This window comes from Bartonella massiliensis (genome assembly GCF_902150025.1).
Classification (GTDB): Bacteria; Pseudomonadota; Alphaproteobacteria; order Rhizobiales; family Rhizobiaceae; genus Bartonella; species Bartonella massiliensis.
In genome coordinates this window covers 80643-107285 of record NZ_CABFVS010000004.1, presented here as the reverse complement: position 1 = coordinate 107285, position 26643 = coordinate 80643, and the positions used below count along the sequence as shown (strand labels likewise).

At 40.0% G+C, this 26643-nt stretch carries 23 protein-coding genes and 5 pseudogenes; 12 read left to right on the top strand and 16 right to left on the bottom strand.

The window, feature by feature from the left end:
• Positions 1 to 486: 486 nt before the first annotated feature.
• From tolB to tolQ, 4 genes are all read right to left on the bottom strand, one after another.
• The gene (gene tolB, locus FNZ60_RS01770) at positions 487 to 1812 is read right to left on the bottom strand and encodes a Tol-Pal system beta propeller repeat protein TolB (RefSeq protein WP_142416028.1); all 1326 of its coding nucleotides are present in this window, start codon (positions 1810 to 1812) and stop codon (positions 487 to 489) included.
• Positions 1813 to 1851: 39 nt separating this feature from the next.
• Positions 1852 to 3210 (bottom strand): cell envelope biogenesis protein TolA, encoded by a 1359-nt coding sequence (locus FNZ60_RS01765; RefSeq protein ID WP_142416027.1) that lies wholly within the window; start codon positions 3208 to 3210, stop codon positions 1852 to 1854.
• A gap of 94 nt (positions 3211 to 3304) precedes the next feature.
• Positions 3305 to 3757 carry a protein TolR gene (tolR, locus tag FNZ60_RS01760; protein ID WP_142416026.1) on the bottom strand — a complete coding sequence of 151 codons (453 nt, stop codon included), beginning with the start codon at positions 3755 to 3757 and terminating at the stop codon, positions 3305 to 3307.
• A gap of 15 nt (positions 3758 to 3772) precedes the next feature.
• The gene (gene tolQ, locus FNZ60_RS01755; protein WP_142416025.1) at positions 3773 to 4486 is read right to left on the bottom strand and encodes a protein TolQ; all 714 of its coding nucleotides are present in this window, start codon (positions 4484 to 4486) and stop codon (positions 3773 to 3775) included.
• Between the two features lie 918 nt (positions 4487 to 5404).
• Here tolQ and FNZ60_RS01750 point away from each other — a divergent pair.
• From FNZ60_RS01750 to FNZ60_RS01735, 4 genes and pseudogenes are all read left to right on the top strand, one after another.
• Positions 5405 to 5770: pseudogene (locus tag FNZ60_RS01750) on the top strand (helix-turn-helix domain-containing protein).
• Between the two features lie 431 nt (positions 5771 to 6201).
• Positions 6202 to 6567: a helix-turn-helix domain-containing protein gene (locus tag FNZ60_RS01745; protein ID WP_142416024.1), complete on the top strand. Its 366-nt coding sequence runs from the start codon at positions 6202 to 6204 to the stop codon at positions 6565 to 6567.
• A gap of 447 nt (positions 6568 to 7014) precedes the next feature.
• Positions 7015 to 7350, top strand: a pseudogene (locus tag FNZ60_RS01740) (helix-turn-helix domain-containing protein); the annotation flags it as partial.
• Between the two features lie 492 nt (positions 7351 to 7842).
• Positions 7843 to 8207 (top strand): annotated as a pseudogene (locus FNZ60_RS01735) (helix-turn-helix domain-containing protein).
• A gap of 687 nt (positions 8208 to 8894) precedes the next feature.
• Here the strand turns inward: FNZ60_RS01735 and ybgC are convergent.
• From ybgC to FNZ60_RS01690, 8 genes and pseudogenes are all read right to left on the bottom strand, one after another.
• Complete coding sequence (gene ybgC, locus FNZ60_RS01730) at positions 8895 to 9335, bottom strand: tol-pal system-associated acyl-CoA thioesterase (protein ID WP_142416023.1); 441 nt, start codon at positions 9333 to 9335, stop codon at positions 8895 to 8897.
• A 225-nt stretch (positions 9336 to 9560) separates the two neighbouring features.
• Positions 9561 to 10652 carry a Holliday junction branch migration DNA helicase RuvB gene (ruvB, locus tag FNZ60_RS01725; protein ID WP_142416022.1) on the bottom strand — a complete coding sequence of 364 codons (1092 nt, stop codon included), beginning with the start codon at positions 10650 to 10652 and terminating at the stop codon, positions 9561 to 9563.
• A 13-nt stretch (positions 10653 to 10665) separates the two neighbouring features.
• Positions 10666 to 11280: a Holliday junction branch migration protein RuvA gene (gene ruvA, locus FNZ60_RS01720; protein ID WP_142416021.1), complete on the bottom strand. Its 615-nt coding sequence runs from the start codon at positions 11278 to 11280 to the stop codon at positions 10666 to 10668.
• A 333-nt stretch (positions 11281 to 11613) separates the two neighbouring features.
• Positions 11614 to 12129, bottom strand: a complete 516-nt coding sequence (gene ruvC / locus FNZ60_RS01715; protein WP_142416067.1) for a crossover junction endodeoxyribonuclease RuvC — start codon at positions 12127 to 12129, stop codon at positions 11614 to 11616.
• 319 nt (positions 12130 to 12448) lie between these two features.
• Positions 12449 to 12920 (bottom strand): annotated as a pseudogene (locus FNZ60_RS01710) (DUF1465 family protein).
• 282 nt (positions 12921 to 13202) lie between these two features.
• Positions 13203 to 13397, bottom strand: a complete 195-nt coding sequence (locus tag FNZ60_RS09985) for a hypothetical protein (protein ID WP_246054695.1) — start codon at positions 13395 to 13397, stop codon at positions 13203 to 13205.
• Between the two features lie 57 nt (positions 13398 to 13454).
• Positions 13455 to 13973: a DUF1465 family protein gene (locus FNZ60_RS01695; RefSeq protein WP_142416020.1), complete on the bottom strand. Its 519-nt coding sequence runs from the start codon at positions 13971 to 13973 to the stop codon at positions 13455 to 13457.
• Positions 13974 to 14169: 196 nt separating this feature from the next.
• Positions 14170 to 15312: an OpgC family protein gene (locus FNZ60_RS01690; protein WP_142416019.1), complete on the bottom strand. Its 1143-nt coding sequence runs from the start codon at positions 15310 to 15312 to the stop codon at positions 14170 to 14172.
• Between the two features lie 350 nt (positions 15313 to 15662).
• Here FNZ60_RS01690 and FNZ60_RS01685 point away from each other — a divergent pair, with 350 nt between their 5' ends.
• Entirely contained in the window at positions 15663 to 16325 is a 663-nt protein-coding gene (locus FNZ60_RS01685) for a thiamine phosphate synthase (RefSeq protein WP_142416018.1), read from the top strand.
• A gap of 593 nt (positions 16326 to 16918) precedes the next feature.
• Positions 16919 to 17626, top strand: coding sequence for a TIR domain-containing protein (locus FNZ60_RS01675; RefSeq protein ID WP_142416017.1), 708 nt, complete (start codon positions 16919 to 16921; stop codon positions 17624 to 17626).
• 214 nt (positions 17627 to 17840) lie between these two features.
• On the opposite strand, the gene FNZ60_RS09875 is transcribed toward FNZ60_RS01675, so the two are convergent.
• Positions 17841 to 18035, bottom strand: a complete 195-nt coding sequence (locus FNZ60_RS09875; protein ID WP_246054694.1) for a type II toxin-antitoxin system RelE/ParE family toxin — start codon at positions 18033 to 18035, stop codon at positions 17841 to 17843.
• Positions 18036 to 18127: 92 nt separating this feature from the next.
• On the bottom strand, positions 18128 to 18316 hold the full coding sequence (relB, locus tag FNZ60_RS01665; RefSeq protein WP_142416016.1) for a type II toxin-antitoxin system RelB family antitoxin: 189 nt from the start codon (positions 18314 to 18316) through the stop codon (positions 18128 to 18130).
• Between the two features lie 499 nt (positions 18317 to 18815).
• On the opposite strand from relB, the pseudogene FNZ60_RS01660 reads away from it, so the two are divergent.
• The 6 genes and pseudogenes from FNZ60_RS01660 (at position 18816) to FNZ60_RS01635 (ending at position 24884) form a co-directional block, all read left to right on the top strand.
• Positions 18816 to 19181 (top strand): annotated as a pseudogene (locus FNZ60_RS01660) (helix-turn-helix domain-containing protein).
• 395 nt (positions 19182 to 19576) lie between these two features.
• Positions 19577 to 19942, top strand: a complete 366-nt coding sequence (locus FNZ60_RS01655) for a helix-turn-helix domain-containing protein (protein ID WP_142416015.1) — start codon at positions 19577 to 19579, stop codon at positions 19940 to 19942.
• Positions 19943 to 20339: 397 nt separating this feature from the next.
• On the top strand, positions 20340 to 20708 hold the full coding sequence (locus FNZ60_RS01650) for a helix-turn-helix domain-containing protein (protein WP_142416014.1): 369 nt from the start codon (positions 20340 to 20342) through the stop codon (positions 20706 to 20708).
• Between the two features lie 1098 nt (positions 20709 to 21806).
• On the top strand, positions 21807 to 22850 hold the full coding sequence (locus tag FNZ60_RS01645) for a tetratricopeptide repeat protein (RefSeq protein ID WP_142416013.1): 1044 nt from the start codon (positions 21807 to 21809) through the stop codon (positions 22848 to 22850).
• 654 nt (positions 22851 to 23504) lie between these two features.
• Positions 23505 to 24080 (top strand): elongation factor P, encoded by a 576-nt coding sequence (gene efp / locus FNZ60_RS01640; protein WP_142416012.1) that lies wholly within the window; start codon positions 23505 to 23507, stop codon positions 24078 to 24080.
• A 12-nt stretch (positions 24081 to 24092) separates the two neighbouring features.
• Entirely contained in the window at positions 24093 to 24884 is a 792-nt protein-coding gene (locus FNZ60_RS01635; protein ID WP_142416011.1) for an inositol monophosphatase family protein, read from the top strand.
• A 1004-nt stretch (positions 24885 to 25888) separates the two neighbouring features.
• Here the strand turns inward: FNZ60_RS01635 and FNZ60_RS09980 are convergent.
• Together FNZ60_RS09980 and FNZ60_RS09975 are read right to left on the bottom strand one after the other, a co-directional pair.
• Positions 25889 to 26143, bottom strand: a complete 255-nt coding sequence (locus FNZ60_RS09980) for a hypothetical protein (RefSeq protein WP_246054693.1) — start codon at positions 26141 to 26143, stop codon at positions 25889 to 25891.
• Between the two features lie 30 nt (positions 26144 to 26173).
• Positions 26174 to 26356, bottom strand: a complete 183-nt coding sequence (locus FNZ60_RS09975) for a hypothetical protein (RefSeq protein WP_246054692.1) — start codon at positions 26354 to 26356, stop codon at positions 26174 to 26176.
• Between the last annotated feature and the right edge of the window lie 287 nt (positions 26357 to 26643).

Below are 26643 nucleotides of genomic sequence, written 5' to 3'. Positions count from 1 at the left end.
ATGCGGTCTTGCTCTTTTATTGAAACATTAAAAGCTTCTGGAGATATTCGATATTTTTTTAAAAGACGTGATCCATAGTCTGTAAGATAGGGCTTACCCCCTAGAGTTTTCCTTATCGTTAAAGAAAACGAGATCAAGAGGGAAGTAGAAAGAGTCTACTTGATAACTAGCTGGACTTTAAGCAAAAAAAAGCAGAAAGGACGTCAAAAACATCTATAGCGACAGTTTGAAAAATAAAGGCCATCTAGAAATCTCAAAACAGCTCTCTTTTTTAAGGAAATTGTTTTTTAAAAACATTGGCGTCTCAAAAAAAATTCATGACCACGACAGCCGATGCTGAATGCAGCCAACGCTGCATAAAACTGACAGAAGCTCTTATACTCCTATAACAAATTCCTGCTTTTAAATGATTAAAAACCATGGAAATTGGTATAGATTTGAGACTGCATTCCCTCTCTGTTTTTGTATTTTCGTCAAACACTTTTTTTATTGTATATTGAGTAACGGTGACCATGCTGGATCAGAAGCATCATTGGGTGTGGGGAGTTGACGTTCATTGCGTCCCGTAATGTCAATGGTATAGATTTTTGGTCCCATACCGGGATTTTTGCGAAAGAACATCAACACACGACCATTGGGGGCCCAAGTCGGTCCTTCATTGTGAAATCCTGTGGTTAAAATTCGTTCTCCTTGTCCATCAGGGCGCATAACACCAATAGAAAATTGTCCGGCTAATTGTTTTGTAAAGGCAATATAGTCACCCCGTGGCGACCAAATGGGTGTTGAATAACTTCCCTCGTTTGAAGAAATCTGCTGAATATTACTACCATCGGCATTCATTTTATAGATTTGCGGCTTTCCACTACGATCGGAAGAAAAGACGATTTGTTCCCCATCCGGAGAATAAGAAGCAGAAGTATCAATAGCAGAAGTTGTTGTCAGTCGTGTCATTGTACGGGTTCGCAAATCCATGGTGTAAAGATTTGCACTTCCATCATTTTGCAACAAACTCATGATGACTTTTTGTCCATCAGAAGAAAAACGTGGAGCAATGGTCATGTTATTAAACGTTCCGATCAACTCTCTTTGCCCCATTTCAATTTGTTGGAGATAAACATGAGGGATTTGATTGTCTTCATAAGCCATATAGGTGATTTCTTGTCTTTTGGGTGAAAAACGCGGCGTCAGCACCAATTCACTTCCATCAGACATATAAATCAAATTTGCACCATCTTGATCCATCATTGCTAAACGTTTAATACGCGCATTTTGGGGGCCTGTCTCATCGATAAAAACAATTCGTGTATCAAAATAACCACTTTCCCCTGTCATTTCACTATAGATCTCATCTGCGATCATATGGGCCACACGTCTCCAACGTTCTGTTGCGGTATAAAAACGCCGCCCTTTCAGTTGTCGCTGCCCAAAAACATCCCATAAACGAAAATCAACCCTCAAACGCCCATCGATTTCTCTCATGACTTGCCCCATCACCAAACCTTGCGCTTTTATTTTCTGCCAAGAAGCAAAATGCGGTTGTTTATTCGGATTAGAAATTTTTTCAAAAAATTTTTCCTTATCAAGCGGTAAAAAAAGCCCAGACCGTTCAAGATCAGCTGACACCACTGCCGATATTTTCAATCCAATCGAATCATTGGAAATAAAATCTGTAATGGCAATGGGAATAGGATTAAAATCAGCACTTGAAATCGTTCCTTTCAATTGCGCATAACCCGATGAGAGGCTGGAAAACCACAAACCACAAGTGATGATAAACCACGTAAAAACTTTCTGTCTTGTTATCGTCATCATGGAATGTGTCCTTTCATAGCCGATTTATTTTTTCTTTTATCATCTTATTTCTTGGAGGGGGTCAACATTAAAGTCAAAACCTTGCCCCCACAGGTCATATTGATCACGTGGGAGATCTGCATAAGGTTGACATGAAAAGACAGCCGCATATACCTGCCTTATCATAATCGCTTGTTGGCTTTCAAGACCACTTACCGGATCAATGATAGGATCGCCTATCACCATCCCTTCACGGTCTAAGTAAAAGCGTAACCGCACAACCGGACGGTTTTTTAAATCGCCACCAAGTGCCACAAGTTTAAGCTTCTGTTGAATACATCCCCCTGCAATATTGACCAATGTTTGTGCCATTTTTGTGGTATCATTAATGTTTTTTCTTTCCCCCATTGCTTCTGGTGTATCAGAACGTTTTGCGCCCCCTCCTTGTGTTCGTGCACGATTGAGCAAATTATTTTCTTCCAGTGCTAAAATATCTTCAATGGTTTGTTTTTCTTGTTTTTTCTTGTTAATCTTTGGTGCCTTTTGATTCAATGTAGCCCCATTCTTCATTGGAGATGCTTCGTCAAATTTTGGCTTAAACTGTGGAAGAAGAGGTTTTTCTGGAAGTGCAATTTTGGGCTCTTGATGAACAACCTGCTCTGCTGGTGCCTTTTGTACCTTGGGCGCCAATTCTTTTGGCAAGATCATTTCTTCATTCTTATGTACAAGCTTCGGTGCCATCTTGAGAGTATCCTCTGGTGCTTCCAAAGGCATTTCAGGTGCAGACGCAGGCGTCTCTTCTGGTGCTTTTAAAGGCATCTCAGGTGCAGGCGCAGGCGCCTCTTCTGGTGCTTTTAAAGGCATCTCAGGTGCAGGCGCAAGCGTCTCTTCTCGTGCTTTTAAAGGCATCTCAGGTGCAGACGCAAGCGTCTCTTCTCGTGCTTTTAAAGGCATCTCAGGTGCAGACGCAGGCGTCTCTTCTGGTGCTTTTAAAGACATCTCAGGTGCAGGCGCAGGTGCCTCTTCTGTTTTTGTTTCAACTGGTTTTGTTAGTTCAGAGGTTTCTGACGTATTGCTTGGCAGCGACGATGTGGCTTCAACAAGACGCGGCTTTTCTTTTGGTTGAAAAGGTGCAAGACTATCTATTTTTCCCTCTCCAACATGATGTGCGTCTTCTGTCTCTTGGGGTTGAATCGTTGGTTTAACAGTAGGGATTGCACGAAGTGGCGCTTTCACAGCACCTTGTTGAGAGGAAAACTCTTCGCTCAAAGGTGCAAGAGTGATGGGAATTGCTTCCAAGGGTTGTGGTAAAAAAACAGAGTTTGTAAATTGAACGGCGCCCCAACTGAGAAAAATGACATGGACCACAAGGGATAAAGCCAAGCCTCGTTTCATGCTATGATAGGAGTCTTTGTTCATTCTTTATGCCTTAATTTATACCTTGCACTTTTTCATTTTCAATCATTCTTCGCTCTTTAAAAATATTAAAAACAATAACTTATGAAAAAGTTTATTATTGCGCAAGACTTGCTAACGCAACTTGAGAAAACCCTGCTTTTTGAATATCTGCGAGTAATTTTAAGACTTGTTGATATTCAACGGTTTTAGCAACACGCACAAAAATCCGTTGATCTTTTTGTGTCGCATCCGCTTCCAGAAGAGCTTTAAGCTGTGCAATCAGCTCTTGTGAGGTTTCATAATAATCTTGATGAATAGCAAAGCGTCCTTGCGCATCAAGTGAAACCGTAAGAGGCGTTTTTTGCGCGCGTACCGGTCCCGCTTGACTCCGTGGCAAATCTAAAGGAACACCGTTCACTAAAAGGGGCGCAGAGACCATAAAAATAATAAGCAAAACCAACATGACGTCAACAAAAGGCGTGACATTGATCTCACTCATCAGCTGGTTTTGTGAACGATGCCGTCTACGTGTATTTTTTCGAGAAGAAGAAGCAACAGAAATACCCATGAGACAAGCTCCTTTTTATAAAGAGGAAGTTGCTGCGTGTGTTTCATCAATACGCCGCGATACAATTGTTGAAAATTCATCAGCAAAGTTTTCTATTTGTGCAATGATGCGTGCACTTTCATGGATCAACTTATTATAAGCAATAACGGCTGGAATTGCCGCAAACAAACCGATAGCGGTTGCCAAAAGTGCTTCTGCAATCCCTGGTGCTACAATGGCAAGAGATGTATTTTGAGAAGCTGAAATAGAAAGAAAAGACTCCATAATACCAATCACTGTTCCAAAAAGACCGATAAAGGGTCCTGCGGATCCAAGAGTTGCAAGAAAACTTAACTTTGATTCTATTTTTTCACTTTCACGTCCCAGCGTCAAATCCATCGCCTTATCAATTCTGCTTTGCAAACTTGCCGATGTATGGGTTCCTTTTTCAAGGGATTTTTTCCATTCACTCATTGCCGCCATAAAAACAGCAGATATACTGTTGGTGCGTTGACTTTTACACGCAGCATAAAGATCTTCTAACGCTTTGCCGGACCAAAATGTACGTTCAAATTGCTTTATTTCACGCCGTATTCTACGATACGTAAAAATTTTATCAAAAATAATGGTCCAACTCCAAACGGAAGCAAGCAGCAACCCGATCATAACAGCTTTAACAACGAAACTCGCTTGCATAAACAAATGCAACATTCCCATTGTTTCCGGATTTGTTAGTTCACCATGCAGCATAATTTTATCCCTCTAAATGAAAGGTGCATTTCTTAAAATTCTATAAAACAGATTATTTTATAATTTCTAAATTTAATTAAAAAACTTTAGTTTCACATAAATCCATGCGCTAAAACAAGACCCGTTTTTTAAATTTCTTTTAAAAATGATCATCAAAGACCTCCACACCTCCGCCCATTTCGCACCGGCATTAACGACAAGATAACCATAAAGCCTCCCCCTCTCCATCAGTAATATAAAGCATGAGACCCAATCCCCCTCTTTCATGTTTATGAAAAGAACGCCAAACCATCTTGACTTCCACCCTTCACCTTAAAGGATGAAAATTCCACCCAGCGCCAGTCTCGTGTGAACAGTCCGGCTTCTCTGAAACGAATTCCACCTGCTGACCACTCATACGGTTTATTTGCATAAGGCTCTACAGGAAATCCTGCCCAAAATATTCTTAATCTCTCCACCCTTCAAAGAAAGAAAGTTTCTCCAATCCCATTTCTAAAGCTCCCACAATCTCAAAAGACAAAATTTCTAACCCCGCACCATTTTGCAAAAAATAATCTATCCACATGCCAGCTTCCCTTAAAGCGAATTCCCTATTGACTTCAGAACCCCGCTTCTCAAACAACACTATTTTACAGTATATATAGAATAGCCAATGCTTTAATGGGTCTTGCCAATCTCCTTAAAGTACTTTATCAATTAAAAGATATTTTGATCGTCTACGCACCGATCAAGAGGGTTAGTAAAGCCCTAAATCCGAGCGTACAATTATGCCTACTCTTGTGGCTATTTTGGAATTCCGGGAGTTTTTGCACTGTCCAGGTGCTTACCAGCACTAAAAGCAAAAAAACTGACTCGGATTCAGTACTTGTTACTCCCGGAATACCAATGCGAGGGCGCTCGCAACCGGCGGGAGGGGAAATGCAATCCCAAAATCTTAATATTGATCTTTGTGTGGGTAAAAAAAATTCGCTTGAGACGAAAAATGCTCAAAATGTCTCAAACAACTTTAGGGCATGCTTTAGGAATAAGCTTCCAACAAATTCAAAAATATGAAAACGGCTTAAATCGTGTAAGCGCAGGGCGTTTAATGCACATTGCGAATATTTTGCATGTTCCGATTTCCTTTTTTTACGCGGATATCATGTCAAAACAACAGCCCCCTACCATCACGATGAAATCATCTCGAACACAGAAGAATACCTGTTGCTTAAAAGATTTAGAATGCTCACTTCGATAAAACAAAAAGCCAAAACTTCCTTTTCACTTTACGGATCCACGTTTTAACGACTTTTCTATCTTGATAGAAAGCAGCAAGCGAAACATTCATCCCGCACCGTTTTGCAAAAAATAATCTATCCACATGCCAGCTTCCCTTAAAGCGAATTCCCTATTGACTTCAGAACCCCGCTTCTCAAACAGCGCTATTTTACAATATAATAGAAGAACCAATGCTTTAATGGGTCTTGCCAATCTCCTTAAAGTACTTTATCAATTAAAAGATATTTTGATCGTCTACGCACCGATCAAGAGGGTTAGTAAAGCCCTAAATCCGAGCGTACAATTATGCCTACTTTTGTGGGTATCCCGGGATTCCGGGAGTTTTTGCTATGTCCAGGTGCTTATCAGCACTAAAAGCAAAAAAACTGACTCGGATTCAGTACTTTACTACTCCCGGAATACCAATGCGAGGGCGCTCGCAACCGGCGGGAGGGGAAATGCAATCCCAAAATCTTAATATTGATCTTTGTGTTGGCAAAAAAATTCGCTTGAGACGAAAAATGCTCAAAATGTCTCAAACAACTTTAGGGCATGCTTTAGGAATAAGTTTCCAACAAATTCAAAAATATGAAAACGGCTTAAATCGTGTAAGCGCGGGGCGTTTAATGGAAATTGCTGATATTTTGAAGGTTCCGATTGCCTTTTTTTATGCAGATATCATCACAAAACAACAGCCCCCCTACCATCACGATGAAATCATCTCGAACACAGAAGAATACCTGTTGCTTAAAAGATTTAGAATGCTCACTTCGATAAAACAAAAAGCTATTTTACAGCTTATCTCTGATGAACATGCAAACTAACATCATACGATAGCATACACCACACTCTCTATAACGCGATACGCACGCATAAAGCCTACACACTCTCTTCAATAAGTATTCATGGGGATTGGGTAAAAGAACAACCTCCATTGTCGCGCTTTATGACTTGTAAACACCCCGCCTCTCATGAAAAAAGCTTATTTTTATTGCCAATTTTCTGAAATGGCTTTAGAGATTAAAAGGTATTTTGATCGCATACTCGATAATCAAAAGAGCTCTGAAAAATCTAAGCTTTAACGTAAAAATAAACTCGCTTTTCGAGTATGTCGAATTCCGGGAGTTTTTGCCATGTCCAAGTGCCAAAAGCACTAAAAGCAAAAAAGCCGGCTAGGGTTCAGTACTTTACTACTCCCGGAATACGCATAAAAGGCGCTCGCACGAGGTGGGGGATGCAAAGTACAAAACAAAAAGCCACGCTTTAATGATATTTCAATTGGAAAGAGAATTCGTCACAAGACGCATTGCCATAGGGCTTTCTCAAAAGAAATTAAGAAGCCATTTAGGTGTCAGTTTCCAACAAATCCAAAAATACGAAAAAGCTTTGCACCGTGTAAGCGCAGGGCATTTACTAGAAATTGCCAACCTACTGGAGGTTCCAATGAACTTTTTTATGCGGATATTTCAAAAAAAGAATTTCCCACAAAAGAACATCGCTCACACGATGATCAAGAAACCTATAGCGAAAAGGAACACGCCCTTTTGAAAACTTTTAGAGAACGCCACCCTAAAAAGCAAAAGGCAATTTGGTGGTTAATTTCAAATGAGACAAAAATACAAACAAAAACCAAAAACTTCTTTTTCATTGTATGGATTCATATTTTAACGACATTGCTATTTTAATAGAAAACAGCAGGAAAAACATTCATCCCCGCACCGTTTTACAAACAATAATCTATCAACACGCCAACTTTCCTTAAAGCGAATTCCCTCTATTGACTCCAGATCCTCACCTCTCAAACAGCGCTATTTTACAATATAATAGAAGAACCAATGCTTTAATGGGTCTTGCCAATCTCCTTAAAGTACTTTACTAATGAGGTAACTTTGGTCGTCTACGCAACGACCAAAAGGGTTAGTAAAGCCCTAAGTTCAGTACATAAAAATCGATACCACTTTATAGATATCCCGGGATTCCGGGAGCTTTTGCACTGTCCAGGTGCATCTCAGCACTAAAAGCAAAAGGCTGACTGAACTCAGTACTTTACTACTCCCGGAATACTCTTGCGAGGGCGCTCGCAACCGGCGGGAGGAAAAATGCAATCTCAAAATCTTAATATTGATCTTTGTGTTGGCAAAAAAATTCGCTTGAGACGAAAAATGCTCAAAATGTCTCAAACAACTTTAGGAAATGCTTTAGGAATAAGTTTCCAACAAATTCAAAAATATGAAAACGGCTTAAATCGTGTAAGCGCAGGGCGTTTAATGGAAATTGCTGATATTCTGCATGTTCCGATTGCCTTTTTTATGCAGATATTTCAAAAAAAGAATTTCCCACAAAAGAACATTGCTTACACAATGATCAAGAAACCTATAGCGAAAAAGAACACGCCCTTTTGAAAACTTTTAGAGAACTTCACCCTAAAAAGCAGGAGGAAATTTGGTGGTTAATTTCACATTAGGCAAAAGCATGAAAAAAACCAAAACTTCCTTTCATTTTACGGATTCACGTTTTTACACTTTTGTATCTTGAAAGAAAGCAGCAAATGAAACGATCCTCCGCACCATTCTATAAACACTGGTCTGTCAACACGCCGGTTTCTGATTCTAGCGGATTTCTCAGTTGATTATTTCACAAGGTAATCACTGTCTCTCAAAGAAGAGTAGTCTCCAGCCTGCAAATCCTTCCCTAAAATATTCATCCCTCACTTTGCACAAGAAGCCCCTTACATTGCCCAACGATCAGAGCAGTGTTTTACGGCATGATAGGATAAACGTTTTAACGCAAAATTTGCAATCAGTCTTGACACTTAAAAAGCTAGGTACTTTATGCCTTTCTCAATCCTTTTTGTATCCCCCCATCAACCCTGCCTATGACAAGAAAAAATATGACATGCAAGAAAATGATTTTGATGAATTCACAAAAGAGTTTGAAATGAGAAAATTTTACGACATTTAAAGATTCTCATTCAAGTTGAATAAGGCGATTATCAATCAAAATCATTCCCTTGCACGTCAAAAGCGGGATGAATGTGTGGATGTATAAGAAAGGACTAAAAATAGCTCTTATAAACCGTCTTAATGCAAGATCTGTTGCAACATTGGGGGCTGACAAATATAACGATGATGCCCGGCTTCGCACAAAACTTTTAACCCAGCATTTTTGCAAAAAGCTCTTTGGGTAAACGTCGTGGTTTTGCCTCCTCATTAATCAAAGCAATTTCAACTTTTGCTGTTACCAACGTGGTTGCCTCATGCACAATAGATTGCTCCATAAAAAAGCGAGCCCCTTGGAGATGATTAATCCGTGTTCTAACAACTAAAAGATTATCAATCTTGGCTGGTCTTAAAAAACTAATCTCCATATGGCGCACAACAAAAAATAGTTTTTCTCCCTTAACCCCTGCTGCTAACATCTTATTATTAAAACCGGTATCCCTTAAAAACTCTGAACGTCCCCGTTCAAAAAACTCTAGATAACGAGCATGATAAACCACACCGGAAAAATCTGTATCAGCCACATAAACGCGCACCTGAAAATTATGAAAAGCACTTGTATGATTGCTCTTAAAAGGCGTTATTTCTGTCATTAACTTTATGTCCCATAAAATCACTTAAGCTAGCAAATTATTTATCAATCAAGATATTGAACACATTTTTGTGTTGAAGTTGTGAAAAGCAAAAATACAAAAGCCTTACGCGTTCTAAACCCTTTCGGTCAGAACACAAGAATAAAAAAAATAGAAAAGAAAAATGCCTCTTGTATTTTATGACCTTGCTATAAAATATTTATACAATTTCTTTTAAAAGATGCCTTAGTCCTCTTCCCCATCCCATAAAGACGTCTGAAGTGATGCATTATCTTGAACATCAGAAAGTTGAGCACGCTTTTGTATAGAAGTTGTAGTAGGCGCGACAAGTCCTAAATGGCTCCACGCCTTTTCCGTGAGAATACGCCCACGCGCCGTTCTTTGAATAAAGCCTTGTTGGAGAAGATATGGCTCAACGATATCTTCAATAGCATCACGGGGCTCTGATAAAGCAGCAGCTATCGTTTCAATACCCACCGGTCCCCCTAAAAAAGTCTCAGCAATCAAGAGCAAATAACGCCGGTCCAGTGGATCAAGCCCAAGATGATCAACCTCAAGGCGCGAAAGCGCTTCATCAGCAATTTTTCGGTCAATTTGTTTTGCCTGTTTTACCAAAGCAAAATCACACACGCGCCGTAAAAGCCGTCCAGCAATGCGCGGAGTCCCCCGTGCTCGACGTGCAATTTCATGGGCGCCATCATCACTGATCTTAACAGCAAACAGCCGTGCATTGCGCTGCACAATATATTCTAATTCTTCTATCGTATAAAAATTAAGACGAATGGGGATACCAAAACGGTCTCTCAGCGGTGTAGTCAAAAGCCCCAACCGTGTGGTTGCTGCCACCAAAGTAAATTTAGCCAGATCAATTTTAACAGAGCGTGCCGCCGGTCCCTCCCCAATAATCAAATCGAGTTGATAATCTTCCATAGCTGGATAAAGAATTTCCTCAATCGCTGGATTTAAGCGATGAATTTCATCAATAAACAAGACATCGCGTTCTTCAAGATTGGTCAAGAGAGCAGCTAAATCGCCTGCTTTAGCAATAACCGGTCCTGAAGTAGAGCGAAAATTAACGCCTAATTCTTTTGCCATAATCTGTGAAAGCGTTGTTTTTCCCAGTCCCGGTGGTCCTACAAACAAAACGTGATCCAGCGCTTCTTGCCGCGTTTTCGCGGCTTCAATAAATATTTTTAAATTAGCCCGCGCCGCCTCTTGCCCAATAAAGTCATCGAGAACTTGTGGTCTTAAGGAACGATCTGGATCGTTGGGAAGGGAAGCAGCCCCTAAAAGGCGTTGATCTTCATCTTTATGCATTGTGACCTTTTACTCAAGTAGGAGAAGAAAGCAATTTGAGACTATGACGAATAAGCAGAGCAGAAGAAACAGTTTCCCCCTCAAGAGCGTTCATCGCAAGAGCAAGAGCCCTCGCGGCTTGCTCCCGTTCAAAGCCTAGCGTCATCAACGCGGAAAGTGCATCATGCGCAGGTTGATTGGTCCTCTCTTTCTGAGAAACCGAAACAGTCTTGACCGCCTGTTCAAAGGGAAGTGTTTTACTTTTCAATTCACCCACAATTCTTTCACTGACTTTTTTACCAACGCCCGGTGCTCGACTAATCATCGCCACATCGTTTAAGGCAATGGCTTGTGCAAGTTCATCTGGCGCTAAAGTCCCCAAGATTGCCAAAGCAACCTTTGCCCCTACCCCTGGAACATTTTGGAGCATACAAAACCACTCCTGTTCAGCTCTTGTCGCAAAACCAAAAAGACGGATTGCCTCTTCCCGAACATGCGTTTCAATAAAGAGACTTAACGCCTCCCCAACAGCAGGTAAAGAAGGACGCAACCGATTTGAGATAAAAACAACATACCCCACACCATGAACATCTAAAACGATATGATCCTCAAAGATATGTTCAAGCGTGCCCTTTAATTTGCCAATCATGTTGCCGCCCCGATCATACCACCATCCTTACCTAACAAGACCAGCCCATTCTCTCACATTGTATACAACAAATGTGACACAACAATATAACCCACACCGTCAACATCCAGAAGGCTATGATCTTCAACGATATGGAAGCATTCTTTAATTTACCTATCATGTTGCCAGCCCAATCATATCACTACCCTTGCCTGATAAGACCAGTCATTCCTCTCATATTGTATACAACCAATGTGACACAACACCATACCCCACACCGTCAACATCCAGAAGGCTATGATCTTCAACGATATGAAGGCATTCTTTAATTTACCCATCATGTTGCCAACCCAATCACATCGCCACCCTTGCCTGATAAGATTGGTTAATACTCTTACGATGCATGCTATGACAAAGCGCAAGAGCAAGAGCATCAGCCGCATCATTGCTATCAAATTCAGCCCGTGGAAGTAAGACTTTTACCATCATATGTATTTGTTCTTTAGCTCCATGACCAACACCAATAACCGATTTTTTCACTTTGTTGGGCGCATATTCAAAAACAGGAAGATCGGCTTGCGCAGGAACCAGTAGTGCAATCGCACGCGCTTGCCCAAGTTTTAAAGTTGCTGTCGCATCTTTGTTAACAAACACATGTTCCACTGCAGCTTCATGGGGCATAAATCGATGTACAACTTCTGAAAGACCTTTATGGATCTGACAGAGTCTAGAAGCCAGATCACACTGTACATCAGAAGAAACCGTCCCTGCGGCAACAAACTGAAGACGATTACCCACAAGATCGATAACGCCCCATCCAGTATAGCGTAATCCGGGATCAATGCCTATAATACGAATCGTCTCTGCCATAAACGCCAGTTTATACACATTTCCCCCTTTTGAATAAAGGCTCGCCCACAAAGAAAACAGCAGCAAAACATAAAACCAGTAAAATAGACGATCGTGCGTCATGAATTTATACAGTATAACACACGAACAAACAGTGGCTTTATAGAACATACTTTATGAGACACAAATGCAATCAAACAAAGTCATTCACATCTTACAAGATAAACAAAAGAAACGCATAAAGTTCCCCTTCTCTCTCATCTTTAATGTCATAACGCTTAAACCATCACCAGTAAACAACGATAGAATCCATACATTCATAAGTATTAAAGATGCTTCTCTATGGAGGGTATATATTTCCCACGGGATTTTCATCTTCCAAAGTATGAGAAGCCGCAGCTTTCCACCCCGCACACATAGATTTTATACGTACCTCTCAAACGAGCGTGAATAGGCAAAAAATGGAGGAAATCTTCTGGCAACTCATTCCAATGCGGGGTTTCAAGTTCCAATGTCGGCATATGAAGAGAAACTTTTACGATTTCTTTTTTTATTTGTTCCGGTGACATTTCCCCTTCACGCTCTGCCCGAAGGAGAAGAAGTTGAGAAGCAATTTGCATAAGCCGTGTACTTAAATACATTGCCTCTTTTGCATAGATTACAGAAATTTCTGCCGAAAAGGAACGTGCCACAACTTTCCTTTCTGAATCGATACAGGCTACTGTTTTTTCAATCAGAGCCATTGTCTCTTCATAAAGACGATTAAAAGCTGTTTTCAGCAAATTCGATCTGTTTTCCCATGGGATTTTCATCGTCCAAAGTACGAGAAGCAGCAGCTTCCCACCCCGCACACATAGCCTTTATACGTGCCTCTCAAACGAGCGTGAATAGGCAAAAAATGGCAGAAATCTTCTGGTAGCTCGTTCCAATGCGGGGTTTCAAGTTCCAATGTCGGCGTATGAAGAGAAACTTTTACGATTTCTTTTTTTATTTGTTCCGGTGACATTTCCCCTTTGCACAAAAAGCCAAGAAGATATCTCACCCTTCCCCCAAAAAAGCCGCCTCTTCTTTATCAAAGCACATAAATAACAGCATCAAAACGCATAAACAACAGCCACATATCCTAAACGAAAAATATGTATGCCTCTCAAATGAAGCAAATAGACAAAAGCCCAAGGAAATATCCTCTCAAAACACCTAAAAGCTGTTTTCAGTAATTCGATCTGTTTTCCCACGGGATTTTCATCTTCCAAAGTACGAGAAGCAGCAGCTTCCCACCCCGCACACATAGTCTTTATACGTGCTTCTCAAACGAAGCCAATAGACAAAAAACAAGGAAATATCTTCTAAGAACGCCTAAAAGCTGTTTTCAGCAATTCGATTTGTTTTCCCACGGGATTTTCATCTTCCAAAGTATGAGAAGCCACAGCTTCCCACCCCGCACACATAGTCTTTATACGTGCCTCTAAACGCAGTGAATGAGCAACAAATTGGCGGAAATCTTCTGGTAGCTCGTTCCAATGCGGGGTTTCAAGTTCCAATGTCGGCGTATGAAGAGAAACTTTTACGATTTCTTTTTTTATTTGTTCCGGTGACATTTCCCCTTCACGCTCTGCTCGAAGGAGAAGAAGTTGAGAGGCAATTTGCATAAGTCGTGTACTTAAATACATCGCCTCTTTTGCATAGATTGCAGAAATTTCTGCTGAAAGGGAACGTGCCACAACTTTCCCTTCTGAATCGATATAGGCTGCTGTTTTTTCAATCAGTGCCATTGTCTCTTCATAAAGACGATTAAAAGCATTTTCAAAAGCATTATGCTCAATCATGATAATAGGTTCATCATAGGGACATTTATGTACGCTCACGCTTTTATACTCCAAGTATCAGCACAAAAACCACACCACTCAATACTCCCCCACTCAACGAACAGAGTCCTAAAAAGTTTCTTTTGTTGCTGTATAGAATGCTTTTTTTAATTGACTACCTCTTTTAATTTTTTTGCGCAACGCACTTTTTATACTAAGGTTAACGCAGCCCAATAACCACCCTGAAACCGTTTTCTTATAAACGGATCAGTTTCCTTGAAAACGTGCCCTGCAACGATCGACGTCTTTCACAATAATAGGCGACTCCAAATTGCAAAACAATACCTGTTATGATTAAGAGGCTATCGGAAAAAAACGTTCCTGTCATCACTGTTTTTACAATTTGTCCAAACATCGCAAAAATAGTTCCCGTTACGAAGACCGGTAAACTGTGTTTTCCTAAGATTGCTAAAGGATGTTGTTCTGAAACATAAAACCATTTATTGACACGCGGCAAGCATACAATGAGAAAAGCCAATGCAAGAACATGGAGCAAACGTGGTAAGCTTAAAAAGGTTTTATTAAAGTTGATCAACGGAGAAGACCAACCCAACCACCCCAAAACGCCCCACCAGTTTAAGCGAACCCATAACAACGCCAACAAGAGGTATCCTGCCGCACAAACCATCCAAAAAGACTGAAAAGCGATTGTTTTTCCTTGTTTAAGCGCTAAAGTGCTGGTCAAGCCTATGACAAATAAGAATTGCCAAGACAAAGGGTTTAAAAACCACTTCCCCTTTATAGGATAAGAAGGGGGAGCAATTTTATAAAACCCGCAAATAAGATAAAGCATAAACGAGCCTAAAAGCAGACACTTTGTCTGTTTACAACTCCAATAGAGGATAAAAGGTGCAAAAAACATCAAAACCATATAAAGTGGCAAAATATTATTATAGCCTAATTGATGCCCCAAGCTAAAACTATGCAAAAATGCCGTAAGCGGCTGTGTGACAAAAAGCCCCACATTGTTCATTGCTAACAACTTTTCTGTTCGCCATAAGAAAAAGGCGCTTAAAAACAAGCTTAACGTAACAAAGGTTGTAAAAAGATAGGCCCCATAAAGTTGCAAAGCCCTCTGCCAAAGTTTTCGGATAATAAAAACAAAAGGCTTGTGCTGTAACCGCCCCTGAAAGCTTAACCCCAGCGAAACACCTGAAAGCAAAACAAAAACTTCTGCAGAATCAGAAAAACCGAAGTTTCTATGGGTTATATGCTCATAGAGCGTTCCGGGAATATGATTGATAAAAATCGTCAATAAGGCTAGAGAGCGAAAAACATCAATACGTGTATCACGACGAAAATGTTGCGTATTATGCTCAATAACATCTTGGTATTTCATCAGCGGACTCCCACACACCCTAAAGCTTTTAAGTTACATAAAAACGGTGGTGCCCCTCATTGCAAAAAAAACAATGCAAAGTTAAACTTTAATTTTGCAGAGTCAAGTTTCTTTATAAGCATCATTTTTTTTAAGGAAAAAGAACGAACAATAACCCTGCATCGAGCACAGCAAAAGGCGACATCTTATACTCAAAAAAACTCTCATTGCTCAATTAAATGGATTTACTCATAAATAGATTTCCACGCACCGCAAAAAGTTAGATACAATGATGGTGCCCCTCATCGCAAACAAGATAAGATGAAATTTTAATTTTTAAATGTTATTTTTTTAAGAAACAGGAACTTGACATGCCACAACAAAAAAACAAACCGATTTCCCCCCCTCTTTTTCCTCAATTGGTTTTAACACTTGATGTTCGACGCAACACTCCGCACAGCTTTTTGCGTCCGATTTTGCAAACAAAATCTTTTGCCTGTGTCATTCTCTATGATTCTGAAAAGCAAAAAGATGATGGTTCTTTTTTACAACGACAAGCTCAAACTTACGCAGAAGATATTCAAAACAATGGTGCCGCTCTTCTTATTGCTGGTGACAGCCGCATTGCCGGACGCATAAAAGCTGATGGTTTGCACATAGAAGATGATCTAAACAGCCTTGAAAGCTTTAAAAATCAGCAAAAGGAACAAAAAATCATCGGCTTTGGCAATTTACGCAATCGCCATAGTGCTATGCTTGCTGCAGAAACAGGGGTTGATTATCTTCTCTTTGGCAAATTAGGGGCTGATAAAAAACCCCAACCGCACCCCCGCAATCTTCAGTTAGCAACATGGTGGGCAGAGATTATGGAAACCCCCGCCATTATTCAAGCAGGAAGTGACTTTGCAACCTTTGATGAAGCCTTAAAAACTGGATGTGAATTCATTGCCATAGAAGAAGTCATCTTTACCCATGACACCCCCTTGGTTCTGCTTCAACTTTGCCAAGAAAAATGTAAAAACGCCCCCTTGTAAAGCGCCTCCTTTTTTAATTGACTCTTGTAAAGGAAAAAACCTCTAGGATAACACATACGCCCAAAACCACATGGACACCCCACTCACGTCTTGTAACCACAACCCTATAGACTAAAAAGAATCGCCCTACCCTTTTTTAAACAGCAAACGATTGCGCAAGTTTTGATGAAGAGACCGCTTGTGAATTCATTGCCGTTAAAGATATCATCTTTGCCAACGACATCCCCTTGCCTCTGCTTAAAACAACGCAAAAGCGCCCCCCTTTTAATACGGGAAGAATTTATAAAGAAAGCGTTAAAAACAACACTACAGCGACCACTATATTACCTATGGTGAACACACGGTAACAGATAAAGAGAATAAAAATACGTTTTGCGTACCTTAAAACTCAATAAAATTGCTTCATAATTCCAATCAAACGAGCTGAAAAAGCTAGCGAATTTTTTTGACATAATATATAGAAAGAAGGATCATAAAAGCTTTCTAATTCAATGCTTATAAAAAAACCATTACGATTGGGGGATAATCATCATTTTCTCATACCAATAGTGAATACAAACAACTGATGATAAAAATATAAAGGGGATATAAAAATGGAATATAAATACAGAGGAACGTTTGAAGATCTTCAAAAGATAGTTTGCAATGCTGGGTATTACATTCTAAAAGCTAAACCTCTCTTACATAATTCTTCTGGAAGATATCAGATCAAAACCTACTGTGGAGGAATTATTAATTGGTATGAAAGTACAGGAACACTCAACTTTCAAGGTAAAGCATCCGCTGCAAGAAAGTTAAAAGAAGATTTAACTCCAAAGATTGCTTCCAATACATCAAATAAAAAAATTTTTATCGTTCATGGTCATGATCATGTCTCCTTAACAAAGCTTGAAAATGCTCTTCTCAAACTTAGGCTCGATCCATACATTCTACAAAATACGAGTGGTAATGGTTTACCCATCATTGAAACTTTGAAACAAGAAATTTGTAATAGTTCTATAGGGTTTGGTATTGTACTGCTAACACCTGATGACGTGGGTTATGCGAAGACTGACGGTGAAACAAAGGCCAAAGATCGTGCACGACAAAACGCTGTTTTGGAAACGGGCATGTTAATCATCGCGCTTCCTCTTGATAAAATTGCTATTTTATACAAAGAAGGTGTTGAAATACCTTCAGATGTTAATGGAGTTCACTACCTTTCTTTTAAAGAAGACATAAAAGAAACATTTCCCAAACTTATGAAGCGGTTAAAAAAAGCTGGCTTCTCTTTAGATGCAGATGCAATTGATGCATTATAAATTTAAACAACACTCATCTTTAATTTTGAAAGTATACTTTATTCACTCGTAATTTACTTTAAGCAAGCACTATCCCATCCGCAAAATAACCCTACTTTTTTCTGCTTTTTAACCCTCTCCACAAACACGGGGTTGATATCATGACTTTGGTCATCGTTCCAGAGAAGTTGAGAAGCGAGAATAGCCTCTCATTCAATTAAAGAGAAATAGGCAATTAAAGAGAAGTAGGAACTTCACGTCGGGCATGTACGACAGCGACAATTTCGATCTGATTTGCAACAACTCGATACAATATAAGGTAATTTGGATGTGCTATAATTTCTCGCAATCCGAGCACCTTCTCACTCTGTCTGTACAGATATGGATGTTCAGCCAATGGTAGTACAGATTCTTCCAATAACCTTTTCATTCAGCGTGCAGCGAAGGGATTCTCGCAAGCAATGTAAGTTAAAATCTGACGCAAATCATCACGAGCCGAAGACAACCAAACAACCGGAAGCATCACTGTTTCTGTTCAGCTTCACATTGATCTATGATAACGTCCATTTCAGCCATCACCTCATCGTGCGGAATAGGAGGAGATGGATTTGCAAGACTTATCGCGACCTTATCGCGCAACCACGCCGTGTAGCTGCTTTCCTGTTCAACGGTTTCGAACTCTGAAATGAGCGGAGAAAGGGTAGTTTTCATAGCAGTATGTCCTTTCTATTCCTTGGTATTAAAGGTAATAACTATTGGTTATGTTGTCAATATTAGCGAATTGAAAATGTTTAACTTTTAAGCGTCCAAAGTTTTTTTGATCTTAAAAAAGCTTATTCGTTCTCTCAACAAACACGGGGTCTAATGTCGTGATTTTGTGACTCGTCCCAGAGAGGTTGAGAGGTAAGAATAACCTCTCATTCAAAAAACAAATTTTATAAGTCAAAAAACTATTTTTATTTGCCAATCTTCTGAAATTACTTTATGAGTGAAAGGATATTTGGTCGCATACGCAACGACCAATAGGGCTCTAAAAACCCGAAGACTTGACGCGTAAATTTACCCCGCTTTGCGGGTATCCCGGAATTCCGGGAGATTTTGCTATGTCCAGGTGCGTTTTACGCACTAAAAGCAAAATGCTGATTCGAGGTCAGTGTTTTTAACTCCCGGAATACTTCATGCGAGGGCGCTCGCAACCGGAGGGGGAAAAATGCAATCCCAAAATCTTAATATTGATCTTTTGGTCGGCAAAAAAATTCGCTTGAGACGAAAAATGCTCAAAATGTCGCAAACAACTTTAGGGCATGCTTTAGGAATAAGCTTTCAACAAATCTAAAAATATGAAAATGGCTTAAATCATGTAAGTGCGGGGCGTTTAATGGAAATTTCTGATATTTTGACTGTTCCGATTTCCTTTTTTTATGCAGATATCATCACAAAACAACAGCCCCCCTATCATCACGATGAAATCATCTCCAACAGTGAAGAATACCTACTGCTCAAAAGATTTAGAACGCTCACCACTGTAAAAAAGAAAGCCTTTTTACAGCTCATCTCTGATGAACATGCAAGCTAACATCATGCGATAGCACACACCACGCTCTCCATAACGCGATACGCACTATAAGGCACACCACGCGTTGTTCAAAGCCTCCCTCAATGTGGTTATTTGATTGCCTTCATGCAAAACACATCACCTCTCATTCAAAAAGCTATTTTTTATTGCCAATCTTCTGAAATTACTTTACACATTAAAAGGTGTTTTGGTCGCATACGCAACGACCAAGAGGGCTCTAAAACCCTGAAACCTACGCGTGAATCTACCCTACTTTGTGGGTATCCCGGAATTCCGGGAGTTTTTGCTATGTCCAGGTGCTTACCAGCACTAAAAGCAAAAAGGCTGATTAGGTTTCAGTATTTTAGACTCCCGGAATACTTCATGCGAGGGCGCTCGCAACCGGAGGGGGCAAAATGCAATCCCAAAATCTTAATATTGATCTTTGTGTTGGCAAAAAAATTCGCTTGAGACGAAAAATGCTCAAAATGTCGCAAACAACTTTAGGAAATGCTTTAGGAATAAGCTTTCAACAAATCCAGAAATATGAAAACGGCTTAAATCGTGTAAGTGCAGGGCGGTTAATGGAAATTGCTGATATTTTGAAGGTTCCGATTTCCTTTTTTTATGCAGATATCATCAAAAAACAACAGCCTCCCTACCATCACGATGAAATCATCTCGGATACTGAAGAATACCTGCTGCTCAAAAGATTTAGAACGCTCACCACTGTAAAAAAGAAAGCCTTTTTACAGCTCATCTCTGATGAACATGCAAGCTAACATCATGCGATAGCACACACCACGCTCTCCATAACGCGATACGCACTATAAGGCGTACCACGCGTTGTTCAAAGCCTCCCTCAATGTGGTTATTTTATTGCCTTCATGCAAAACACATCACCTCTCATTCAAAAAGCTATTTTTTATTGCCAATCTTCTGAAATTACTTTACACATTAAAAGGTGTTTTGGTCGCATACGCAACGACCAATAGGGCCTTGAAAACCCGAAAACTCAAACATGAATTTGTCCCGCTCTGCGGGTATCCCGGAATTCCGGGAGTTTTTGCTATGTCCAGGTGCTTACCAGCACTAAAAGCAAAAAGGCTGATTTGAGTTCAGTATTTTCAAGCTCCCGGAATACTTCATGCGAGGGCGCTCGCAACCGGAGGGGGCAAAATGCAATCCCAAAATCTTAATATTGATCTTTGTGTTGGCAAAAAAATTCGCTTGAGACGAAAAATGCTCAAAATGTCGCAAACAACTTTAGGAAATGCTTTAGGAATAAGCTTTCAACAAATCCAGAAATATGAAAACGGCTTAAATCGTGTAAGTGCAGGGCGGTTAATGGAAATTGCTGATATTTTGCATGTTCCGATTGCCTTTTTTTATGCAGATATCATCAAAAAACAACAGCCTCCCTACCATCACGATGAAATCATCTCGGATACTGAAGAATACCTGCTGCTTAAAAGATTTAGAACGCTCACTGCGATAAAACGCAAAGCAATTTTACAATTACTCTCTGAACCCAATGAAAGCCTTTAATATCACGTGAATACGACAGGCTTTATTCATCAGAAGTTATACATATTTTAAGGACATTCCCCTCTTCAATATGGACGCTTTTCATTGCATCAAACCACATGCTCTTTCATAAAATAAAGCGATACGTACTCATAAAGCCTACACGCTCTTTTCATCAATATTCCGCTCTCTTCATTGAATCAAAATGAAACTCAACATCATGATATAGAGCCCTATACGCTCTCACTCTCTCCATTATTAACATGCCGTCACAAGCCGGCACCATCATTATATTTGCCAGCCTTTGCGTGTTGCGGACCAGCCCTTGGGCTTGTAAGAGGGCTCATGAAAAACCATTTTTAGCCCTTTCTTTAGCAATTTTTACCCACACACCAGCCCCGCCTTTGACGTGCAAGCAAGTGATATGAATTGATTCAATATAAGAGGGATTGTGATGAGAAAATCTTACGATATTCAGAGTTATGATTCAAACTAAAAAAGATAGTTTATCATTATAAATCAATGCATTAAATATACATGAAAAGGAAAAAGGTTCCTACAAATTGGTAATCTATAAAAAATTTCCAGTCTGTAAAAAGTTTAATGTCTTTTGGAGCTCGTTTCCACTGCTTGACCGCTCATGCGGTTCACTTGCATCAGTTCTAGGAACAAGTGTTTCCTTAAAGACAACCACACACACTCAAAACACTTCAATATAGCTGAATTTGTCAGTTTACGATGCTTGTATTACTGCCCTAAACAACCCGTGTTTTGACGCAAAAATAGGCTATGCATCCTCTTAATATGCATTCTCTTAAACCTTAATTAAGTCATGGTAACAAAGCTGATAAAAAAGCCCCATGCTGACCGCCGCAATCTTCAGTGAGCAAAATATTGCCATAAACATGGGTGGAGACAGAAATTATAAAAGTCCCGACTGTTGTTCAAGCAGAGAATAATTTTGCAATCTTTTAAAACTTTTGATGCGAAAGAGAAAACCGCATATAAATTTATAGCCTTGAAGAGAAATATTTTGACGCAAGATAATTCTTTTTCTCATACTTGATATCATAAAAGAAAAATGTGAAAATCCCGATTGTTAGCGAGGAGGAGACATTGATGATCAAGAAAAGCGTTAAAGTGCTGATGGTAGCCATGATGGGATTGACAAATTCTGTTGTAAATTCTGCTGGCAACACTGAAGAACTCTCAAATTTTGAACGCTCTTTCAATACGATTCAAAAATCTTCACCCCCAGAAGAACCTTTTCAGCCCTTAAAAGCTGGAGACTATGACCAAGCCTATGACTATTACATTCAAGGCTATTATTTAAAAGCTTTTCGAGAAGCCCTCCGGCGTGCTGAAAAAAACGATCCTTTTGCCCAAACGCTTCTTGCCCGAATTTATATGGAAGGATGCGCTGTTCCTGTTGACGGTGCGCGGGCTGCTTTATGGTTTGAACGCGCCGCAAAACAAGGAGAACCCCAAGCCCAGCTTCGCTATGGACTTATGTTATTTGATGGTCATTTTGTAAAACAAAACCAGGAACTTGGTGCACAGTTTATTCGAAAAGCTGTCAACGCAGGCGTTAAGGAAGCCTATTTTTATTATGGACAACTGCTTCTTTATAAAGCCTCACAAGAAAAACAAAATCTCCCTGGCGTCTCTTCTCAAAGCCGTGAAAATGAAGCCATTGAACAGGCCTTAAAATGGCTCTTAAAAGGGGCTGCTCTTGGAGATGCTGAGGCTGCTTTTGCGGCTGCAAAAATTCTTTCCTTAGGCACTTTAAATCGACCAAAAGATGATCGTAATGCCCGCAGACTCATGGAAGTCGCTGCTCAAAACAACCACTTAAAAGCTCAACTTCATTTAGCCCAATGGCTTATACAAGGCCGTGGAGGAGAAAAAGATTTTGATCGTGCTTTTCATTTGCTGCTTCACAATGCCACCAACATGATCGCCCCCGCACAAATTTCTCTTGCAAGACTTTATAGAGACGGTATCGGAACAAAAGGCGATACGATCATGGCAGCAGCATGGTATATGCTTGCAAAGGAGGCAAAAATGCAAGCACCTGATCTTGAAATAATGCTCCAAGGTATGGACAACAAACAACGAGAAAAAGCGCGCAAAGAAGCAATAAAGCTCCTTCCTGTTTTTTAAAACGCACTGAACAAACTTAAACTTTGCTTAGTACAAATTTCTTTCAGAAAGTCTTTATCAAAAGAATAAACAAAAGGATGCTTCAAAGCATGAAAGGACCGCACAATAACAACGCCATACTCTAACGGCGCCATGCACTCTGTTGGCTAAAGCAGGCAAAAAGCACCTGATCTGGAATGCTCCCCCCCTCTCATATTCACCACAGATTTTCATCAAAAAACGCCTCATGGTTTTACAGAACTTTTATCATCAGCCTTGATAATATTTTACGACACAACGGAATAAATTTCCCCAAAATCCCTAAAAAATTCCCCCAAAGTCGCAAAAAGTTTTGTGCAAATTTTTAAAAAGCTTGCGTCTTGGCACTTTTTATGGTCTTGCAAAGAACTGAAGAACAAGAATACATCAAGGTCCTTGTTTGTACTTAAGCTTTTTTCTGCAAAGCTCATGAAAAAATTTATGAGAAAACGCCTTGAACCAATCCATGGCAAAACAGATGAAAAGCACACAAAGAGACCATGAAAGCGCAGCAAGACTAACAAGGGAATTTGAACCCAAAAACAATATAAAGAGTTCATTGTTAAGGCAGCAAAGAAAAGCGCCATAAAAGCAACAAGAGAGCTCTTTTTGCAAAAATAGAATTGGATAGAAACGATGAAAATTAATGGCAATGAAATTCGTCCTGGTAATGTGATTGAACATCAAGGAAGTTTGTGGGTTGCAGTGAAATGTAATGCTGTAAAGCCTGGAAAAGGTGGAGCATTTAATCAAGTTGAACTGAAAAATCTCATTGATGGGACAAAACTTAATGAACGCTTTCGCGCCGCAGAAACGGTAGAGCGCGTACGCCTTGAACAAAAGGATTTCACCTTTCTTTATCAACAAGGAGATGCTTTGGTCTTTATGGATTCAGAGTCGTATGAACAACTTGAACTTCAAAAAGATTTTGTTGGTGAACGTGCTGCTTTCTTGCAAGATGGGATGACTGTTACCGTTGAACTTTATCAAGAAAAGCCTATTGGCATCTCACTTCCTGATCAAGTTGCTGTCACGATTGTGGAAGCCGATCCAGCTCTTAAAGGACAAACAGTGACCGCCTCTTATAAACCCGCCATGCTTGAAAACGGTATTCGCATTCTTGTCCCCCCTTTTATGAATGCCGGTGAACGTATCATTGTCGACACCAACGAGTTGATTTATTTGCGTCGTGCAAATGAAAAAGATAAATAAAGGAATAAAAAGATGGCCCATTCTGCAGTCATGAATGTCATGGTGCAAGCTGCCATGAAAGCAGGACGCTCGCTGGTGCGTGATTACGGTGAAGTACAAAATTTGCAAGTGTCTTTGAAAGGGCCAGCCGATTACGTCAGCCAAGCCGATCGTAAAGCAGAAAAAATTATTTTCACTGAACTAAGCAAAGCACGCCCCAAATTTGGTTTTCTGATGGAAGAATCTGAAGAAATCGTTGGAGAGGATTCACAACATCGTTTTATTGTTGACCCTTTAGATGGCACCACAAATTTTCTCCATGGCATTCCTTTTTTTGCTGTTTCGATTGCTTTAGAAAGCCAAGGTAAAATCGTTGCAGGTGTCATTTACAATCCCGTGAGTGATGAACTCTTTACTGCAGAACGCGGCAGTGGTGCTTTTTTCAACGACCGGCGCTGTCGCGTTTCTGCACGACGCAGACTAGAAGATTGTGTCATTGCCACAGGCATGCCGCATTTTGGGCGTCCAGGTCATGGAACTTATCTTATTGAACTGCGTAATGTAATGATGGAAGTTGCTGGACTTCGCCGTTTTGGCTCAGCAGCCCTTGATTTAGCCTATGTTGCCGCTGGTCGAACCGATGGCTATTGGGAAGACAATTTGCAAATTTGGGATATGGCTGCTGGAATATTGATGGTTCGTGAAGCCGGTGGTTTTGTCACCGATAAAGAAGGTGGTGATGATATATTCCGCAAAAAAAATATCCTCGCCGGCAACGAACACATCCGCCTGAAACTAGAAAGAACCCTCAAAAAAGGCATTTAAACCTCACATTTACCCCTCAAGAGCGTCTTTAAAAAAGCAATACAGAGCCCCGCCCTTATCTAAATATCCCTCATCACACAGCCTATCTTATAAAATTGGCAATGTGATGAGAAAAGCCACAAACCTTCTCCATTCTAACACTGCTGCTTTTGATTGAGCCTATATTGCCCCTAGCCAAACCAATGGTTTTGGGAAGACAGCCTGTAAATTTGGAATAGAACAACCAACATACAAATAGTTCACGAAACTACCAATTTTGTCACCGATAAAGAAGGCGGTGATGACATATTCCGTAAAAAAAATATCCTCGCCGGCAACAAACATATCCGCCTGAAACTAGAAAGAACCCTCAAAAAAGGCATTTAAACCTTATAATCTTTTTAAAAGCCCGTTTTTAAAAGACTCCTTAAAACATGCCCCCTCCTTAAAATCTTATAGAATCTGAAAAAACAATGTAAAGGAAGGCTTTTCAACTTTCTTTCCAGATACAAAAGAAAATGATGATAAAACATCATCACCAATCATCAAGGCCCTCACCTCCCCCTCAAAGAGGCAATGACAGCTTAGCCAATATTATTAACGCTGTTGTTTTCCTCAATTCGCTCACAAACACACTAGAAAACGAAACAAAAAGCATCATCACAACAAAACGCTCTCAAAAGCACCAACCACAGCCAAGGCAAAAAACTCCCCTCTCCCTCTTAAAAGATCACCCCTACATAGTGACAGAGCTTTCAGCAGATTCATTGAGTTATACAGCATTCCCCCCTTCATTTAACCATTATCTTAGATGGTCTATGAAATGCTCCCGAGATTTGTAGTAACAAAAATTCTTGTTCTCAAAAATCGCTTCCTGCATTTTTCTCTTAACCTGTTCTCGATCCTTTTTAATAGCCTCTTCCAGTTTCTTTAGCTGCTCCTCACCAAAGATGATTTCTAATTTTTCTCGTGAATTCCCTATTCCTATGAGCTCCTTCCAAAAGATCACCCGGTTATCACATTTCTCATTTGACAGCTCGCATCCACTCTTTAACACCTAATTTGTAAGCTTCTTCAAATGTTGGCATCTCTTCGGAAATACTAAAGTCTTTTTTCTTTTGCTTATCTCTCTTTCTACAAACTTTCATTACCCTTTCAACCGTGGAATAACGACAATCTTCATTAAAGGCAATAGCGCCTTCTTTCACCGTCTCAATAAGCATCTTATAGTAAATGAAAGTCTTTCCTGCCACTTTATAAGCACTGGAAACATCATACAAGAATGATAACAGCCCCTTTTTACAAATGCATTATCTTGTCCACTCACTAGGTCGACAACCAAATCCTTCTAGTACCTTGCTTAGCATTTCATATTCTGTATATTTAGGGAGGCCTTCAAAGTGAATTTCCGGAGAGACTATATTTTTATAACGTCCTAAAGCTTTGTCTTTTTGTTGTTGTTCATCTTCAGCTTTAATCATATCATCAACCACATATAAACACCAATAAAGCGATAGCACGTAGGTTTATAGCGCGTTTTTTTCGTAAGAGGGTTTACAAACTTTTGCAGAGAGATACCATTCTCTCTCATCAATCGCACTGTCTTTAAATAAACTTTCTTAAAATTCTTCAACCTCATTAAGTAGTTTACTTCATCATTTATTCTTTCAATGTGCTCAACAGTATATTTTACTTTCAGCGCCTTCTCATACAAAAAAACATGCCTTCCCATATCCTTGCATACAAATATCTTCTACCATTACAGACCACTGTCCTTTAG